Source organism: Paenibacillus sp. FSL H7-0326 (genome assembly GCF_001955535.1).
Taxonomy (GTDB): Bacteria; Bacillota; Bacilli; order Paenibacillales; family Paenibacillaceae; genus Paenibacillus; species Paenibacillus shunpengii.
In genome coordinates, this window is record NZ_MPVN01000001.1 from 1296340 (window position 1) to 1314906 (window position 18567).

The following is an 18567-nucleotide window of genomic DNA, read 5'->3' on the forward strand; positions in this document are numbered from 1 at the left end:
GCTTATATCTCGATTTGCTGCTAGATAGACACATGCCTCCTTGGAATCACACATCTCCTAAAAAATATATCACACTTATATATGGTTTTACTTCTAATCTATGGATGATATGGTTGGAGATACACTGTTGACGTTGTACTTTTGTGTGTTAGAATCAGAATACAAAGAAAGCATAGTAGTTTACTAGTATTTAGAATGAATGCTATGAAAAATAAGGAGAGTGAGCAAGTTGTTACAAATGGTCATTACAGGACTTTTGTGCGGCGCCTTGCTGGGATTCGTTATGCAGCGCGGCCGGTTCTGTCTGACAGGCGGATTCAGAGATATGTACATTGCCAAAGACAACCGCATGTTCTATGCGCTGCTTATCGCAATATCTGTACAAAGCATCGGGGTATTCGCATTAATTCAGACAGGTGTCCTTCAATATGATGCTGGGGAATTTTCATGGGTAGCCACCATTCTTGGTTCATTTATTTTTGGTATTGGCATTATTCTGGCTGGCGGCTGTGCGACAGGCACTTGGTATCGTGCAGGTGAAGGACTGATTGGCAGCTGGATTGCCCTGTTCGGTTACATGGCGATGGCCGCAATTATGAAATCCGGTCCACTGGCTCCGGTTAACTCCAGTTTAAGTGAGGTCGCTACGACCACAAACTCTATTCCGGCAACGTTTGGACTGTCCGTATGGCCGTTTATTGTATTACTGGTAGCCATTACGGTATTCTTGGTAGTAAGACATTTGCGCAAGCCGAAAGTGTTCATTCCAACATTGAAGCCTAAACGCAAGGGTCTTGCCCATCTACTGTTCGAGAAACGCTGGCATCCATTTGTCACTGCTATTCTGATCGGACTCATTGCCCTGCTTGCATGGCCGCTCAGCGCAGCTACAGGCAGAAACTTTGGCTTGGGTGTAACTACACCTTCCGCAAACATTTTGCAGTATCTCGTAACTGGCGATGACGGATTTATCAACTGGGGCGTATTCCTCGTGCTCGGTATCTTCGTTGGTTCCTTTGCTGCTGCGAAGGCAAGCAAGGAGTTCCGTTTCCGCGCTCCGGATGCGAAGACAGCTGTAACCAGCTTCGGCGGAGGACTGCTAATGGGTTTTGGCGCAAGCTGGGCTGGAGGCTGCTCCATCGGTAACGGTCTCGTCATGACGGCAATGATGACATGGCAGGGATGGATTTCTCTGGTCTTTATGATTCTGGGTACATGGACTGCATCCTATTTTGTATTCATACGTCCACGCAAAAAAGCGAGCGCAGGTGCCGCCGCTTCAACAACTGCAACTGCTTAGGAGGAATTTAACATGCAACAAAAACTACAAGTTCTCGGAATGGTTTGCCCATTCCCACTGATCGAAGCAAAAGAAGCAATTAAAACGATAAACAGCGGCGACGAGCTCGTCATTGATTTCGATTGTACACAAGCGACGGAGAGCATTCCGCGCTGGGCTGCTGAGGATGGACACTCCATTACCAACTATGAGCAGCTGGACGATGCTTCTTGGACTATCACTGTGAAGAAAAAATAAGCTGAGCTTATATGAAAAGCGATCCTTTCAGGTTAACTGATAAGGATCGCTTTTTTTGAGAGTAAAACCCTTGAATTATTGAAGATGGTCCTGATCGTTGTTAAAACCTTGATGCTTGTCGATATAAATATCCAAAGCTTGTATGCCCCGTCTGGCCAGCTTGACAAACAGCACAATCAAGTAAATGGCGACAACAATAGAAACCAGGTAAATGAGTATTCCAAACAAGCTAAATGCCGAGTAAAGAGCCATATCTATCCCCTTCTTCTATATTCTTATTTTGTAAACTCCGATCTCCCTTAAGAAATCTCCTCTCGTGAGGCCTGACTCCCCAAGAAATTGCCGGTAGCTGTTAATGGTCCCATCGTGGGTGACGCAATATACATTGCCTTCAAATCTACTGATCCACTTTAAAAATTTATCTGCTTGAAATTCAAAGCGCTCATTGGAGAGTGTATTAATTCCTTCCTTCCATAGCTCCTGCTCGGACGGCACAACTGTATAATCAGGATAGTCAGCAGATATCTCTTCCAAAGTATAAATCTTATCACAGCCAAGGGGCTCCCACGCTGGATTTTGCGGAAACATTCTTGGTCCGAGAAGCGGCGTAACATATTTGTGTACCGCAACGTCCTTGCTCCATATATTTACCGTTTCCATGGTTCTTCTGGTAGGACTTGTTACGACGACATCTTCGGAGCATAGTGGATACAGATGACGTAATTTTTCTGCTTGTTGTATCCCACTCTCTGTTAATGCAGGATGCTGCATATGCAGCTGGTTGGGCCAGTTCAACGTATGCTCTCCTTGAGCATGTCTGATAAATACCAATTCCATGTACAATCACTCCTGCTCACAGCCTTCGTTCTCAATCCAGTACCTTTGAATTTGAATTCCCTCGATGATGACTTCTGACTCAAGGACTCCCCCATTCGAAATGATTGTCTTAGCCGAAGCGATGTTGTCTTTATCACAAGTAACCAGTACATTACGGATACCTAGTGTTTTGGCTTGTTCAAGCGCGAGTGAAAGGAGCATTGCTGCGTATCCTTTTTTTCGCTCACTTGGTCTGATGCCATACCCAATATGTCCGCCACGCCCTAATAGAAAGTCATTCAGTTCATGGCGAATATTTACAGCACCTAGCACTTTACGATCTGATCTTACAAGCCAAAAAGTGCTGCTGTTCACCGTTAAATGGTCCAGTTGGCTCCCATTTTCTAACTCGCTTAACTTAGCTAAAAAACAGTCAAAATCAGAAGGATCGTATCTCAGCACAAAAGGAATCATTCGCTCTCCGGCCTCTGTCCATTCGAGGATCATATCGAGATACTCTTCCCGATATTCGTACGAAGGCTCCACGAGAAAAACCTCCTCCACTCTCTCTCACCTCTCCTTTTACAGCCTTCGAAATAGCAGCCAATTCACCGCATCCAGCAGGTTCTCCGCTATATAATCCGGTACAACCTCCGCCCAGCTTGATCGATAGTCGGTTAGTGATCCCATTCCCCACCCTGTCTTGACAAGCACTTTCAGTGCCCTAACCGCATGTGCTGCTAGTATATCCGTATCGCCGACGTCACCAATGACAGCGCACTTTGCTAGATCGAGGTCATATACTGCTGCAGCCGTATGCAGCATGCCGGGCTTCGGCTTCCTGCAATTACAAATCTCCGTACTTCCATGCGGACAGATAAATGCATCATCAAACCCATACGATAGAAACTGCTCTCTGAACTCTTCTTCACTTGCTTGCTGCTTCGATATTCGATGCTGGTTCGTAAACGCAAACACCTTGATTCCCTTTCCCTTTAGCAAATGGATAGCATCAAGCGCTCCGTCATACAACACAAAATCGCGCGGATGGATAAAGTGCCCCGTCCCCCCAATGGTTCCATCTCGATCTATAAATACAGCCTGCAGTTCCAGTTCAAACACCTCTCACTTGATCCATCATCACAGAATCTATTTCAGTAATTCCATTCTTAATAGTCTCTCAGCAGCTGATCATAGATGATCTTGGCTATTCTTTGAATCACGGGATTGCCGATACGCTGAGCTTCTTCATATATTTCCGTTGTCATAACCTCTGTCATCACTGCCACGGCAAGCTCTCTACCTGGTATCAAGAAGTAACCTGCATCATGTGTAACATTACTCGCTTCTCCTGTCTTGTGTGCGATCAGCATGTCACCAAGCACAGCGCCAAATTTCGTATTCACCTCTTGCCTGGACATCCATAGAAGCAGCAGCCGTCGAGAATATTCAGAGAGCACCTCCCCTTGATATACAAGCTTGAGTAAATATGTGAGCTCTCGGGCATCCGCATAATTGTCCAGCTCCGGGGACTGAACAGGTGCAAACATCTTGCGTGCAAGCTGCGTCTGGTGTATCCCAAGTCCTTCCAGCATAGCTCTTACCCGCTCAAAGCCAATCATATCAATCAGGACATTCGTTGCCGTATTATCCGACTGCGCGATCATGAGTTTTGCCAGCCTTCCTATGTTAATACTAAGGGGCATAACTTCCAGCTGAAGCGATCCCGAGCCTCCTACTACATCCTTATCCCTCACGACAGCCTGATCTTCAAGACGAACTTCACCTCGATCAACCATTTGCAGCAGTGCACAGGCAATCGCCAGTTTGATCGTGCTTGCTGATCTGTACCGCTCTTCTGATCCGATCGAGAACCCTAAGTTACCAGCGGTAACGCTTAGATCAGCCACACTGACTGTTACGCGTACTCCGTTTAGATTGGCTTGTTCTATTAACGGACGAAGTGGTTTCATGATGTGATGAAGCGAACCTGCATACAGCTCCTCTGACGATAATTGCGGCATGAATAGCAGCTCCTTTACATGATCAAGTTACAGCAGCTTTCCACCATGTTACCATTGACGAAGATATTATTACCATATTTTATTTAAAAAGGGATGAGATCCCTTCCCCCTCTATTTACATGTTCTTCTCATAAAGCTTCGTTCATCTGCACAAAATAAGTTATACTTTTAAATAGATAGTTTAGACAGCCGTTACTCTGAGAATGAACACACTGGAGAGGGAAGTAATGTACCAATTATCCGAAGCATTAGCACAAGATATTGTGAACCGCATGATGAAGGACATTCCGTACAATATCAACATTATGAATGATAAAGGCATTATTATAGGCAGCGGGAATCCAAGCCGTATTGGCACAGAGCATCGTGGAGCCATTAAAGCGCTTGAGAGCGGAAAAATGGTAGAGGTATGGGAGGATCAGCGTTATGAAAAAAAGGGCACGAATGAACCCATCGTTATTAATCAAGTCCGCGTAGGCGTTATCGGGATCTCGGGCAGCCCGGAGGAGGTACGTCCCTTCTGCAGCATTGTAAGAACAACCGTGGTGCTTCTAATAGAGCAAGGGATGGCACTAGAATCGATGCAAAATGAAGCTAATCGTAAGAAGGCATTTCTAGAGGTCCTGCTAAATCATCAAGGGATTTACTCACAGAAGCTGCAAAAAAAAGCGCTCGCCTACAACATTGACCTGTTATTACCGACAACAATTCTCTACATCCATCATTCTGGGATGAATGCTGAAATTTCCAATATTCTTCTTATGTATCCTTCATTTATTATCGAGGAAGATATATGCATCGTTCTCATGCAGGATGTCAAGGAGATCAAGAAGGTAATCAAGCAGCTGCTGCAAAGTCAGCCCCTGCTTAAGATCAGTGTTTCGCGTCATGAAATCCATATTGCTGACAGCTATGATCAGGCCAAGTCTGCGATGAGGACAGCCCGGGCCCTGCATCTCCCCGAACGAATTATTCTGTATGATCAGATCGAGTTCCTTGTGAAATTAAGCGAGACAGTGCTTAACGGCTCCGAGCATCTCATCACCAAGTTGGAGGATAAAGAGTCCGTGGATCTGCTCGATACCCTGAGAGTATACATCAATAACAATTGCAGTGTATCCGACACTTCCGCAGAGCTGAGCATTCACCGGAATACACTTCAATACCGGCTCAAACGGATTTACGATCTAACAGGCAAGGACCCACGAAACACGTTTGATCTGTTTGAACTAACTTATGGACTACTTGCGCTGTATAAATAGCTGTATTCTGCATTATTGGCGTACAGATTTAGTCACGGGCGTGATCCTTACATATTCCAACCAAAGCTGGAGCTCCATAGCGATATAAACTCTTATACGCATTTCCCAAGGTATTGACTACAACCTATAACTTATAGCAAAACGAGGCAGACCCGCGAATACCATCGCTACGGACTGCCTCTATTGTTTGTTTTTCTGTCACATTAGATTAAATCTCATACTTATCATTCTCTCCATTCATCCGTAGCGACAATGAGCTGGATACACTGCTTCTTCTGAAGGAGATCGATTTATTAATTGATCATTGAGTTTGTGACAACGTCTCTGACGAACTCGGTGTAAACGTATACGTTGCGCCAGCTTCTGTGTTGAATGAAATTGGCTTTAGGCCAGGACCTTCCAACTGACAAAGCCCAGCAATTGAACTTCTTACGGTGACTTCAGTAATTTTCGATTTCGCCCAGGAAAATCCAATGGTATATCCGCCACGAGCCCTGAGCCCCTCTACACTTCCTTCACACCAATTGTCTGGTAAGGCAGGCAGAAGCCGGATCAGATCGGTGTGGCTCTGCAATAACATCTCAGCAATGCCAGAGGATCCCCCGAAGTTGCCGTCAATCTGAAACGGAGGATGATTGTCAAAAAGATTGGGCAACGTGGAGTTCTCCAGGAGAGCTCTTACATTTTCATAAGCCTTCTGCCCATCCTGAAGTCTTGCCCAAAAGTGAATGATCCAGGCCCGGCTCCATCCGGTATGCCCCCCACCATTCTCCAATCTACGTTCGAGCGTTGTACGTGCGGCTTTTGCAAGTTCCGGCGTGTATTCTGGAGTGAAGCTTTCTCCAGGGTACAAACCAAATAGATGTGAGATGTGCCGGTGTCCCGGTTCCACTTCTTCGTAATCCTCCATCCATTCCTGGATTTGTCCGTATTTGCCGATTTGAGTCTTGGGAATTCGCTTCAGAGCAGCAGCAAGTTCTTCCCTGAATGTATGGTCCCTTCCGATCAACTCGGCACTTTGAATGCAAGCAGTGAACAGAGCTTCAATAATCTGAAAATCCATCGAAGCGCCAACGCATAGAATCCCCACCTCACCACTTGGCAGCTTGTAACTGTTCTCTGGAGAAACGGAGGGACAGGTAATCAGACGGCCATCCGCATCCTCAATCAGATAGTCAAGAAGAAATTGCGCAGATTCCTTCATGGTTTCGTATGCTTCTTCCAGAAAATTGAGATCCTGACTATAGCGATAATGCTCCCATAAATGCAGGCATAACCAAGCAGCGCCCATCGGCCAGAAGGAAGCTGGCAGGTAGGTATCCTGAGGGGCCGTGTCTGCCCAAATATCCGTATTATGATGTGCGGTAAACCCCCGGCAGTCATACATCTTTTGTGCCGTAATTCGGCCAGGCTCCCGCATTCGCTCAATCAGATCGAACAAAGGCTCATGGCACTCGGCTAGATTGCAGTTTTCGGCGAGCCAGTAGTTCATTTGGGCATTAATGTTGATCGTAAATTTGCTGTCCCAAGGCGGAGTGAAACTGTCATTCCATATTCCTTGAAGATTAGCAGGCAGGGAACCTGGCCGGCTTGAGGATATTAGCAAATAACGACCAAACTGAAAATAGGTTTCGATCAATTCGGGGTCTTCTTCTCCCCTTTGGAACTGTTGTAATCTCTCATCCGTCGGACCATCATGACGATCAGAACTTTTGGACAGGTTCAACGAAACCCTGCTGAACAGTTCATTATAATCCGATGTATGCCGTACAAGCAGTGTTTCATAAGGAATTCGGCTGAGCTCTTCCATACGAAGTTTAGTGTATAATTCCGGATCTTCCTGGCGGAAAGTCGTTTCCGCAGCAAGCAGCAGTGTGACCGAGCTCGCATCCTTGAGTAGCAAATACTCGCCAAGGAGCTGACAGGTACCTCCATCTGGTATCGCTTTCAACACAGCTGCGAAGGAACTGCCGTCTTTACCACCGCATTCACCACGCATAATGAGTCCATTCTGCTCCCACTTTTTGGTTTTCTCCAGGTATCTCCAATTCTGACGATTGAATCGGGCTTTCATGGACAAGGCATTCTTCTTGTCTGTTGAGATTCGGATGATGATGGCTTGATCCGGATGGCTGGCAAACAGCTCACGAGTATAACGGACACCATTAACGTTATAGCTAACCTTGGAGATGCCCCGGTTCAAATCCAGCTCACGTACATAGTCCTCAACAGGACCATCATGATTGCCGAATGATAACTGCAGCTCACCAAGTGGCACATAATGTCTCTGGGCTTCAGGAAGCCCGGCCATCGTCATGCTGGCCATCTCTTCAGCCTCTTGGAGTTTCCCTTCCATGATTAACTTGCGGATATGGGGCAGATTGGGCAGTGCATCTTCGTTATTCCGATCCCGGGGCCCCCCATACCACATCGAGTCTTCATTTAACTTCAAACGCTCCTCCGCTACGCCTCCAAATATCATTGCCCCAAGCCGACCGTTTCCGATTGGCAAGGCCTCGTTCCATATCTCTGCCGGTTTGCTGTACCACATGCGATGATTGTTCCGATTCGATTCTTTCATTCTGAACCTCCACTATGAATTTCAATGAATGATAAGAGATTAATCTCATAATAACATCGTAACAAAGAATAAAAATAACGTATTCATGCAGATCCATACTCTTTCATGATATGAGAATCGAAAAGATCATATATTGGGAGAGTTTCTTCGATAAAAATCAATGGTGGGTGGCTGTCTGCCATAAAAGATTAAGGACCTGATTCGCAAAAATGCGAACCGGCCCGTGTTTGATAATAATGGATGAAAGTGCCGCCCAGGATGGGTATAAACCTCCCCTTTCTCCCTACTTGGAAATGGATGAAGTATCATACGCTGCCTGCATAATTTCCAGATAACGCTTGATGTTGAGGCCTTCCAGCCCTTTTACGTAATCGTCCCAATCCTTTTCCAGACTCTTTGCTCCTGTAATGAATTGCAGGGCATTCTGGTCAATATAATCCTTGAGGTTCGTCTGCATCATGCTTGTTTCGTCCGCATTTGCCGGATCGACCCATAGTGCCCAATGCGGAAAAACTTCCTCGGGTTCTTTTCCTTCCATTAGGAGTGTTGCCTCATAAAGTCGGCGCTCATAACCGTCACCTGCATAGATGTCCTTGCCTTGTACTTCGGCATCCCGATATGCTCTGTGGTGATTATACTGACTCAGTGCACCCCAGCTGTCATTACGAGGCTCCTCTCCTGTGGAGAGGGGAATGGCTTTGTAAAGCGGCTCTACCTGATCATTAAGGGCCACATCGCCTTCCTCCGGCTTGCGCCAGCTGGTGCCCTCCTCACCCAAATATGCACTCATGGCTCCCTCTTGTGTATAGAGATAATCCAGCATTTTTATGGCTGCAATCTGTGTCTCTTCACTTGCCTTGTTCGTGAGTACAAACGATGCTCCAGGGTCAATTGGATAGTTGTAGGACGCATAATTGGCATGCGGCCCTTTCAAAGGAGGAATCGGATTATAATCCTTTCCATAGGGAGCACCCTCAGCTGTATTTACAAAAAGAGATGGATGCATGGCAGCACCTGCGCCAAGAAGCTGCGCATCCGCATTATCTCCAATTTTTTTAAAGGCCCCAACATTTTGAGTGAACGCACCGGGGTCAATCAAACCTTCATCGTATAGCGACTTGATATAGGCCAGTCCTTCCTTCCACTCCGTTTTGTTCGCAACCGTATCAACCCGGCCATCCTTTGCAATGAGATAGGTTCTGTCATCGTCGTAGATAAACCCGTTCATCAAATAGGGAATGATGTGAACGCCGAAATTTTCAATGGAACCGCTCAGAGGCACTTCATCCGCTTTGCCATTGCCGTTCGGGTCCTTGGTTTTGAATGCTTTTAGCACTTCCTTAAATTCTTCCGTCGTTGTAGGCTCGGATAAGCCCAGCTGCTCTAGCCATTTCGTATTCATCCACATTTTGTTCGGATATGAGCAGTGGAAGCATTCATTCAAGCCCGTCAGTCCGTAAATATTGCCGTCCGGTGCTGTATTCATTGCTTTATAATACTCATTGCTGTCCAGTACCTTTTTGATATTCGGTGCGTATTGCTCAATTAGATCATTGAGCGGTACAATGACACCTTGCTGTCCAAATTTCAACAAGTCCGTTTGAGAGAAACGGTCAACCCATGGAATGAGAAAATATAGATCCGGGTAGTCCCCCGAAGCTAATGATATCTGTCTCTTTTCAGCTGCACCGTCAAAAGGAACCGTCGTCCAGTTTATCTTCATGTTAAACTTCTCTTCCATTTTTTTGGTAAACTTGTTCGTTTGAAGGTTGGTATCCGAACTTTGGTGCGCGAACACATTAATGGTCACGTTGTCTCCGGATGAAGGGCCGCTCCCCTCTTCTCCGCTGCCCTTTGAGGATGAACATCCCGCCAGTGCCACAGACAGGAGCAGTATAAAAGCAAGTGCGAATGACCCTGATTTTCTCAAATAGACCCTCTCCCTTACAATTAATTGTAATGAACTAGCCCTTGACGGAGCCAATCAACATGCCCTGAACGAAATATCGCTGCACAAACGGATAAATGATGAGTACCGGCAAGCTGGCCATCACAATGAGTGAGAACTTCATCAATTCGGCCATTTGCTGCTGCTTCACCATCTCTCCTACATCCATATTTCCCGTACTGTTACTCAGAATCAGAATGCTGCGGAGAATCAACTGAAGCGGATAGAGCGATTGTGTTTTTAAATAGATCAGAGCATCAAAATACGCATTCCACTGCCCAACGGCATACATCAATGACAAAACAGCCACGATGGGTTTGGCGAGAGGCAAAATGACGCTGAAAATGAAACGGATATCACTGCATCCGTCAATATCGGCTGCCTCGGACAGCTCATCCGGGATAGAATTCTGAAAAAAAGTACGTGCGATAATCACCTGCCACACCCAGATGGCATTAGGAATCAACAGAGCCCAGCGGGTATCGATCATTCCCATGGATTTAACCACTAAGTAAGTTGGAATTAATCCGCCGGAAAATAGCATGGTGAATGTAATAAACATCATGAGAGGGCTGCGCCCAACAAAGGTTTTTTTGGAAAGCGGATAAGCAATCATAATGGTCAGTGCTACACTAATGATTGTTCCTATTGTGGTGTAAAATAACGAATTGGCATAACCCATGATAACCTGATCGTTGCGCAATACAGACTTATAGCCGTCGAGTGTCATATCAACAGGCCACAGCCAGACTTTTCCGGATGTAACTGCAGCCGGGCTGCTCAGAGAAGAGCTTACGATATAAATCAGTGGATAGAGCACTGCAATCAAGACAACCGTCAGAATGAGGTAGATGATGGCTATAAACACCCGGTCCCCAAAAGATTCTCTGATGGTGCTCCTCTGACTAACCGCTGAACCGGCTTGGGACTGCAACTTGCTCATCGGATTCCTCCCTTTCCTAATGCCGCATTACCATAAGCTTGTATTGGACAAACGCTTGGCGGCAGCATTGACCGTTAACAACAGAATCAGGTTAATAAGCGAATTAAAGAGTCCAACTGCGGTAGCAAAGCTGTAATTGGCATTCAGTAAACCCATTTTGTACACATAGGTGGAGATAATCTCGGAAGCAGATAAGTTCAACGGATTTTGCAGCAAATAAATTTTTTCGAATCCGACGGCCATGATATTACCAACGCTCAGAATCAGGATAATGACTGCCGCTGGCAGCAGACCAGGCAGATCGATGTTCACCATTTTCTGAAACCGGTTAGCACCATCAACCTTGGCTGCCTCGTACAACGAAGGATCAATACCTGCGAGTGCTGCCAAATAGATGACTGCGGAATAACCCATGCTCTGCCAGACATCAGAAAATACATAGATGGAACGGAACAGCCCAGGCTCTCCAAGAAAATTGACCGCTTCGAAACCAAGCATCCCTGCAATCGTATTCACAATGCCGAGTCTCGGGGATAGGAACAGCATGATAATGGATACCATGACAACCGTTGAAATAAAGTAAGGTGCATAAGTAACCATCTGTACCGTTTTTTTGAATTTGGCATTCTTGACTTCGTTCAACGCCAGTGCCAGCAGTATCGGGACTGGAAAACCCACGACCAAACTGTAAAACGAAATATACAGTGTGTTTTTGATCAGGGTAACGAACGCAGGGTTTTGAAAAAGCAACTCAAAATATTTGGTGCCTACCCATGGACTTCCCCAGATCCCCTTAATCACGTTGTAATCCTTGAAAGCGAGCACTGCATTAACCATAGGCACATACTTGAAAATAATGAAGTAAGCGACGGGAGGAATGATCAACAGGTAGAGCTGCCAGTGCCTCCTCCAGCTTCTGGACAAGGCAAGTTTCAATGCGGACCGCCTGCCTTGTTTTACTACTGTTCTGCCATTCGAAATAGTGGTTCTCAGAGTCATCCCCCCAGAAGGTAACCTATTATGAATAAGGCCCTCTTTATTTTGGTAGCGCTTTCTTGTTTGTAATCATAAGAGGGTTCCCTTATTCACGTAAAGGTACACTTTACTCGATGAGGTACGATTCAAGGACAAGAAGGCCGAGAAGCCTGATATGGCTTTATTTTCGCAAGAATTTTTTTAATGTTTTTTCTTGGATTGATATTCATAATGGTGCCAGCTTCATTTCAATTCGTTCTCCATTTGCCGGAATGAACTAGGCAAAACCCCACGGACTCGCTTGAAGGCTCTCCGGAATGAATGTGCGCTGTTGTATCCGGTGGTCATAGCAATCTCATCGATTGTCCGCTCAGTCTCACACAGCAGTTCAGCTGCTTTGTTAATTCGTACCTTCTCCACATAATCGGAAAGGTTCTCACCGGTATACTCCTTGAATAACTGCGAGATATATTTTTCCGGTTTCCCCATTTGTTCCGCAATGCGATACACTGTTAAGGTAGCATCGGCATAGCGTTCCTGAATGTAAGCCATCGTTTCGTTGATAATTTCAGCATGCATATTGGATTTTTTGCGTTGTATGTCCAGGCAGACGTCTTTCGCCAGTTGATGAAACTTGTCCCGGAGTACGGTAACACTGTCCGTTGCCTGAATAGCCGCAATCCGATTCTTAAACTCATCGACAAGCGCTTCGTCCAGCATGATCTTCGGTTCCAGCTTCAGAAATGTTCCCTTCAATTCCACAACGAACTGCTGTGTCATGTCATAAGACAGCTCCCGCTCGGTAAAATTACGGTGGAACAACTGATCCAGAACCCGATCCGATTCTTCCATTTCACCCGCCTTCAGCGTATTGAGCAGACGCTGTTCGGACTCCATCGGATAGTAATACAATTCGGTTTCCTTGACGGTGTCCTCGAATCTCACCAGATGCTCTGTTCCCATATGAATGGCATATTCCAATGCTTGCCTTGCCTCGTTAAACGAACGGCCAACATCATTCCACACCTCATAAGAAGCACCCATTCCAACAGTGGTCGCTACCCGGTATTCCCGGTAAACTGCATCCATCTGTTTGCTCAGTTCGGAAACCGTTGTGTGCATGGCTAAATCCGAGGGTTCAACACTAAGCGGTTGTATAAAAGCAATCTGATCTGTACCCCAGTCTGTTATCAAGATCTCTGAATTCCATGTCGTCAAAGCTTCACGCACGATAAGCCTCGCGACGCTTAGTTCTTGAATAATTTCTTCGCTATCGGGACTTCCATAACCGTCTACCTTCACAATCCCTACAACCCCTCGGCTCGTATGAAGAGGTATATCGGTCTGGGAAGAGAGCGCCTCCAACTCGGGGATGGTGTAAAACTCACCTGTCAGCAGACGTTTGATAAATCCATCCCGTAACATGGGAATCTGTTCATTTAATGCATTCTTAAGTACATGGTTATTGGTAATTAAGCTAGTGATATTGCTTGCCAAAAAATCATATTCGTTGCTTGTCTTTCCGGGCAGCCCTATATCCTGTTCCCGGAACACCGACAGAAGCCGATGAATCGGTGCGCTGTGTCGGTAAGCCAGCATTAGCCCAATCAATAATCCAATACCAAGTGTTGCTAGCGTAAAGGTTAAGGTAACCCGCTTGATCTGATCGGCCTTGACCATAAGCGCACCTTCGGGGATGCCAGCCATGTAATTCCAGCCGTTTTGATTGGAGTGAATGGAAATGAGTAGCCGTCCGTCGTCCATTGGCATCACTTCATCGTTCTTGTTAGCAGGCATACCTTTCAATTTTTCAGCCTCTGCTTCATCTATACCACGCGAAAAAATAATATCCCCATTCGAATCTGTCACCAATGTCCACCCCCCATATTGCTCCACAATATGTTGAGTCAAACTCGCCATCTGATTCTCATCAATCATGACGCCAATGGTAGCCTGCGGCTTGTTGAAGCTGTTTAAAGGAATCGACTGAAGAAACGTGATAGCTGGAGCGTCCTCAAACACACCACTGAGAATCTCCTTCTTATAAATTTGTAGGGGAATGATTTCGTTTAAATGCGGCTTTTTTAATACATTCTCTTTCCACTCTGCAAACGTGATGCCTTCCAGGCGGTTGGCAGCAAAATAATGCTCAGGTCGGTAGTAAACCGTCGTAGGCGTAATAATGACATTATAGTTGGGGATATAGATGAAAAAACGAGACAAATAATCATTCGTACTGCTGTACATGGACAGGCTGCGCTGCATGCGGCTCAAACCATAGACATTATTAACGTCAGGCGGCTTGGGATCAGCTATTAGACGGTTTAAATCCTGATTAATGGCCAGTTGTCTCGTGAAATCCTCAACCAGCATCAGATTTCGTTCGATAATTTCCTTGCTCAGGTTGAGCGATTTGAGGCTGTTCTCAATCGAGCTGGTCCTCGCTGCTTCAATGGATGTTCTGTAGGAGGCATATCCGGCAATTTGAGGAATCATGAGAACAATAAGATACGAAATCATGAATCTGCGAAACAAAGGCGAGAATTTGGACCATAAGCGCTGCATATGTACCCCCTTCTTTCGTAAGCGTTTACAAAACTGTTTTGTTAATGATACACCTATCATTTGCACAAGGTGAAGGTACAACTTCTGCTTTTGGGTACAAATCCATAAATTTCGACCCAAGACCGAAATCATTATCTGAATGAGTGCACTGTATGACAAGGAAAACAAGAAATAAAGCGCTCAAAAAGGACGAAACAGCTTAGAACACTGCTTCGTCCCTTTTCTCCATATACGAAAATTAAGTTTCTTGCTTACGGACTTCAGAATTGAACCTATCCTTTTATGTCTTTTCGATGTTAGTTATTTTATACAAAAAGTAATCAAAATCAGCGTGTTTACGGGTACCGCCAAGATCCTGCACACAGAGACCAATGTAAGTTCCTGTAAATCGGATGTATTCCGGAGATTCATCGGACAGATGTGTGACATCCAGCCATCCACCTGCTGGATACCAGGATGAGTCATCATCGCATGCAAAGTAAAAGCAGGCACGGTCATACTCATACACAACCTTCAACCGAATTCGATTCTCGGATTTTAGTGGAATATCCTCCAACAGTTCGTCGTATATTCCGTATCTCGACTGAAGAATTCCCAAGCACATTCCCTTCTCTTCATGATAGGTGACCCGTAGATAGAGGTAGTCTTTGGTATCGTAGTACAGAATCAGTCCTGCCATTTGCTGCGGATGGTCCGGCGCAAATTCCAGGCAGGTTTCAACTTCACATCTGAAATCCTGAAGCCTCCGGGCGACCATGCTTTGTCTGTGTGTCGAGCTCATGGATTCCATCCCGCGCAAGCGCAAGTAACCGGGTCGTTCCGTCAGGCTGAGCCAAGATGAATCGGGTGGTATACGAAGGGTATTCCAATCGTTACGTAGCTCTGATTGATCGAAATGATCCATTTCCGGGACCGGTTCAAATGGAACTGACGAGATTTTCGGTGCAGGCACCGAAACCTCCGGATGCCGACCACCGTTAGACAGCTTCAGCCAGCCTTCATCGCTCCACGTACACGGTTGAAGAGCAGTCTCACGTCCAAGGATGCAAAATTTCTCCTGAACTGGCCTTCCGACCAGATGAGCCATATACCATTCACCCATGTGAGTTTCGACAAGACTGCCGTGACCAGCCTTCTGCAGAGTCAACTCCGGCCTGCCGTATGATGTAAGAATTGGATTCCCCGGATCAACTTCATAAGGACCTTGCAGGGAACGAGAGCGGGCTACCGTAACGGCATGTTCATAACCCGTACCGCCTTCAGCCGTAATCAAGTAATAATAGTCTTGGTATTTATATAGATGAGGCGCTTCTGTCAGCCCCAGTTCTGTTCCCTTAAAAATGTTAATGGCAGGTCCGATCAGTTTTTGCTCCTGAACAGAATATTCCTGCAGCACGACGCCTGCAAACCGATTTTTGCCCTTCCGGTGATCCCAGATCATGTTAACCAGCCACTTGCGACCATCTTCATCGTGAAACAAGGAAGGATCGAAGCCGCTGCTGTTCAGAAATACCGGTTCGGACCATGGCCCTTCGATATCTGTTGCGGTCACAAGGTAATTGTGAGTATCTTTGAAAGCCCCTACACGACTTTTGACATCTGTGTAGATCAGGTAAAATACGCCGTTGTCGTAGCTAAGGCATGGCGCCCATACCCCTCCGGAATTAATGTTCCCTTCCATGTTCAGCTGAGTGCTACGGGTCAGCGGAGAAGTTATCGGCCGCCAATGAATCAGGTCCCGGGAATGGTGAATACGTACACCCGGGAACCATTCGAAGGTGGAAGTGGCGATATAATAATCTTCCCCCGCCCTGCATATGGACGGATCGGGATGGAAACCGGGAAGAATGGGGTTGGTAATCATATTCATTATAGAAGCAACCTCCGGTATTCAAATAATGGCAGATACAACAAATGATAAAAATGCGTCACCATGCCAGCGCTTTTTTGCCGGCTTCCAGGGCAGTTATGATCCGGTCTACATCATATATATTCCCTCTCCATGTTCCGCCGCTGACAGCTTGCAGCGCAGCCCAAAGCCTGGTATCATCCGGCAAGTTTTCATCAGGACGCATATCTGGATGAAAGGTCCTTAGAGCCAGAATGAAAGCTCCTTCTTCTGGCGAAAACTCCGTATCTCCTTCTCCAATGAAGTTCACGCTGCCCTCCAGCTTGCCCCGATCCACAACGATGTCAATCAAGTCGCCGTTCCGGAGTTTGCCTATGGGCCCTCCTGCCAGCGCTTCGGGCCCAACATGGCCGATACATGCTCCGGTTGAAACCCCCGAGAAGCGAGCATCAGTGATGAGGGAAACATACTTCCCAAAAGACAAATGCTTGAGCGCAGAGGTAAGCTGATACGTTTCCTCCATCCCGGTTCCTGAAGGTCCACGACCGAGCAGTACAACAACGTCGCCAGCCAGAACCCCGCCAGTCTTAATGGCACGGATTGCCTCGCGTTCAGTTGTAAATACCTTTGCCCGTCCACGATGCCGGTACACGCCATGCTCATCCAGCACATCAGGATCAATGGATGTGGATTTGATGACAGAGCCTTCTGGCGCGATATTTCCGGTTGGAAAGGTCACCGTCGAAGAAATCCCAAGACGCTGCGAGTGCTCTCTGCTCATGATCACACTGTCCGGATCAATGCCGTCTTTCTCTTCCAATTGCTTGCGTATGAGATGACGACGTTCCGACGATTCCCACCAATCCAGCACTTCATCCAGTGATGCACCTGTTACTGTAAGTACAGATTCATCCAGCAGACCAAGCTGTCTAAGGTGAAGCATAACCTCAGGAACACCTCCGGCCTGAAAAACCCGTATGGTCGGATGAAAGATCGGTCCGTTCGGCAGAGCACTAACCAGTCTTGGAACGTTCTTGTTCACCTGTATCCAGTCCTGTACCGTTGGCACAGTTAAACCCGCTGCATGGGCAGCAGCCGGGATGTGAAGAAGCAGGTTAGTAGATCCGCCGAACGCGGCATGAACGGCCATGGCATTGCGAATTGACGCATCTGTAACAATGTCTGCCATCTTGATCCCTTGGGACTCCATGTTGATCAGTGCACGCGAAGATTGGCGCGCCATCTCGAACCAGATCGGCTGCCCTGAAGGTGCCAGAGCGGCATGCGGCACCGTCATGCCCAATGCCTCTGCTACCACCTGGGCAGTTGCCGCGGTCCCCAGAAACTGACAGCCGCCGCCGGGTGTAGCGCATGCCCGGCATCCCAGCTCCGATGCCATTTCAAGAGAGAGCTCTCCATTCGCGTACCTTGCACCAATGGTTTGAATTTTACCTGCATCCTCCCCATCGGTAGGCGGAAGCGTAACGCCGCCGGGAACAATAACTCCGGGCAGCTGCGGCATACCTGCAAGTGCAAGCATCATGGCAGGCAGCCCTTTATCACAAGTTGCAACACCGAGCACGCCTTTTCGCGTGGGCAGGGATCGAATCAATCTGCGGAATACCATCGCGGCATCGTTTCGGTATGGCAGTGAGTCGAACATGCCGGTTGTTCCTTGAGACCTTCCGTCGCATGGGTCGCTGACATAGCCAGCAAACGGGATTCCTCCGTGGCTTGATATTTCTTCTGCGGCAGCTTTCATCAGTAAACCGACTTCCCAGTGTCCTGTATGGTAGCCAAGAGCTGCGGGACTACCATCTTCATTACGGATACCGCCCTGTGTACTTAAGATTAGAAACTGTTTTCCGTTCAATTCTCCAGGCTTCCAGCCCATTCCGACATTCTGAGACATGCCGAACAAGTCGCCGCTTGGAGCGTTCCGCAGCAAATCATCGGTTAAAGGCAGACGTCCTGTTGCGCCTGGAGCATGCGCTATAATATCATAGCTGCTTGACTCCTTTTCCCCCATAATCGACACAATCTGTTCGTACATGGTAGCCTCCCACA

General features: G+C 46.8%; 15 protein-coding genes. 3 read left to right on the forward strand and 12 right to left on the reverse strand.

Annotated elements, in window-relative coordinates:
• Window positions 1–238: 238 nt before the first annotated feature.
• Together BK126_RS06245 and BK126_RS06250 are read left to right on the forward strand one after the other, a co-directional pair.
• Entirely contained in the window at window positions 239–1300 is a 1062-nt protein-coding gene (locus BK126_RS06245) for a YeeE/YedE family protein (RefSeq protein WP_047910250.1), read from the forward strand.
• Window positions 1301–1312: 12 nt separating this feature from the next.
• Window positions 1313–1537, forward strand: a complete 225-nt coding sequence (locus tag BK126_RS06250; RefSeq protein ID WP_047910094.1) for a sulfurtransferase TusA family protein — start codon at window positions 1313–1315, stop codon at window positions 1535–1537.
• Between the two features lie 75 nt (window positions 1538–1612).
• Here BK126_RS06250 and BK126_RS29325 read toward each other — a convergent pair whose 3' ends face one another.
• From BK126_RS29325 to BK126_RS06270, 5 genes are read right to left on the reverse strand one after another with little or no spacing between them, the layout of a single operon-like run.
• On the reverse strand, window positions 1613–1789 hold the full coding sequence (locus BK126_RS29325) for a hypothetical protein (RefSeq protein ID WP_177178647.1): 177 nt from the start codon (window positions 1787–1789) through the stop codon (window positions 1613–1615).
• A 15-nt stretch (window positions 1790–1804) separates the two neighbouring features.
• On the reverse strand, window positions 1805–2374 hold the full coding sequence (locus BK126_RS06255; RefSeq protein WP_076311773.1) for a histidine phosphatase family protein: 570 nt from the start codon (window positions 2372–2374) through the stop codon (window positions 1805–1807).
• 6 nt (window positions 2375–2380) lie between these two features.
• Window positions 2381–2899, reverse strand: coding sequence for a GNAT family N-acetyltransferase (locus tag BK126_RS06260; RefSeq protein WP_256209580.1), 519 nt, complete (start codon window positions 2897–2899; stop codon window positions 2381–2383).
• A 36-nt stretch (window positions 2900–2935) separates the two neighbouring features.
• Window positions 2936–3475, reverse strand: coding sequence for an HAD-IIIA family hydrolase (locus tag BK126_RS06265; protein ID WP_083655736.1), 540 nt, complete (start codon window positions 3473–3475; stop codon window positions 2936–2938).
• A 47-nt stretch (window positions 3476–3522) separates the two neighbouring features.
• On the reverse strand, window positions 3523–4377 hold the full coding sequence (locus tag BK126_RS06270; protein ID WP_076311774.1) for a serine hydrolase: 855 nt from the start codon (window positions 4375–4377) through the stop codon (window positions 3523–3525).
• A gap of 227 nt (window positions 4378–4604) precedes the next feature.
• Between BK126_RS06270 and BK126_RS06275 the strand changes: the two genes are divergently transcribed.
• Window positions 4605–5639: a CdaR family transcriptional regulator gene (locus tag BK126_RS06275; protein WP_076311775.1), complete on the forward strand. Its 1035-nt coding sequence runs from the start codon at window positions 4605–4607 to the stop codon at window positions 5637–5639.
• Between the two features lie 301 nt (window positions 5640–5940).
• Here the strand turns inward: BK126_RS06275 and BK126_RS06280 are convergent, their stop codons facing one another.
• The 7 genes from BK126_RS06280 to BK126_RS06310 form a co-directional block, all read right to left on the reverse strand.
• Window positions 5941–8220: a glycoside hydrolase family 95 protein gene (locus BK126_RS06280; protein ID WP_076311776.1), complete on the reverse strand. Its 2280-nt coding sequence runs from the start codon at window positions 8218–8220 to the stop codon at window positions 5941–5943.
• A gap of 283 nt (window positions 8221–8503) precedes the next feature.
• On the reverse strand, window positions 8504–10150 hold the full coding sequence (locus BK126_RS06285; protein ID WP_076311777.1) for an ABC transporter substrate-binding protein: 1647 nt from the start codon (window positions 10148–10150) through the stop codon (window positions 8504–8506).
• Window positions 10151–10184: 34 nt separating this feature from the next.
• Complete coding sequence (locus tag BK126_RS06290) at window positions 10185–11111, reverse strand: carbohydrate ABC transporter permease (RefSeq protein WP_076311778.1); 927 nt, start codon at window positions 11109–11111, stop codon at window positions 10185–10187.
• A 27-nt stretch (window positions 11112–11138) separates the two neighbouring features.
• Window positions 11139–11993, reverse strand: a complete 855-nt coding sequence (locus BK126_RS06295) for an ABC transporter permease (protein WP_047910252.1) — start codon at window positions 11991–11993, stop codon at window positions 11139–11141.
• A gap of 336 nt (window positions 11994–12329) precedes the next feature.
• Entirely contained in the window at window positions 12330–14651 is a 2322-nt protein-coding gene (locus BK126_RS06300) for a helix-turn-helix domain-containing protein (protein WP_076311779.1), read from the reverse strand.
• Between the two features lie 280 nt (window positions 14652–14931).
• Window positions 14932–16521, reverse strand: a complete 1590-nt coding sequence (locus BK126_RS06305) for a glycoside hydrolase family 43 protein (RefSeq protein ID WP_076311780.1) — start codon at window positions 16519–16521, stop codon at window positions 14932–14934.
• 58 nt (window positions 16522–16579) lie between these two features.
• Complete coding sequence (locus tag BK126_RS06310; protein WP_076311781.1) at window positions 16580–18553, reverse strand: YjhG/YagF family D-xylonate dehydratase; 1974 nt, start codon at window positions 18551–18553, stop codon at window positions 16580–16582.
• Between the last annotated feature and the right edge of the window lie 14 nt (window positions 18554–18567).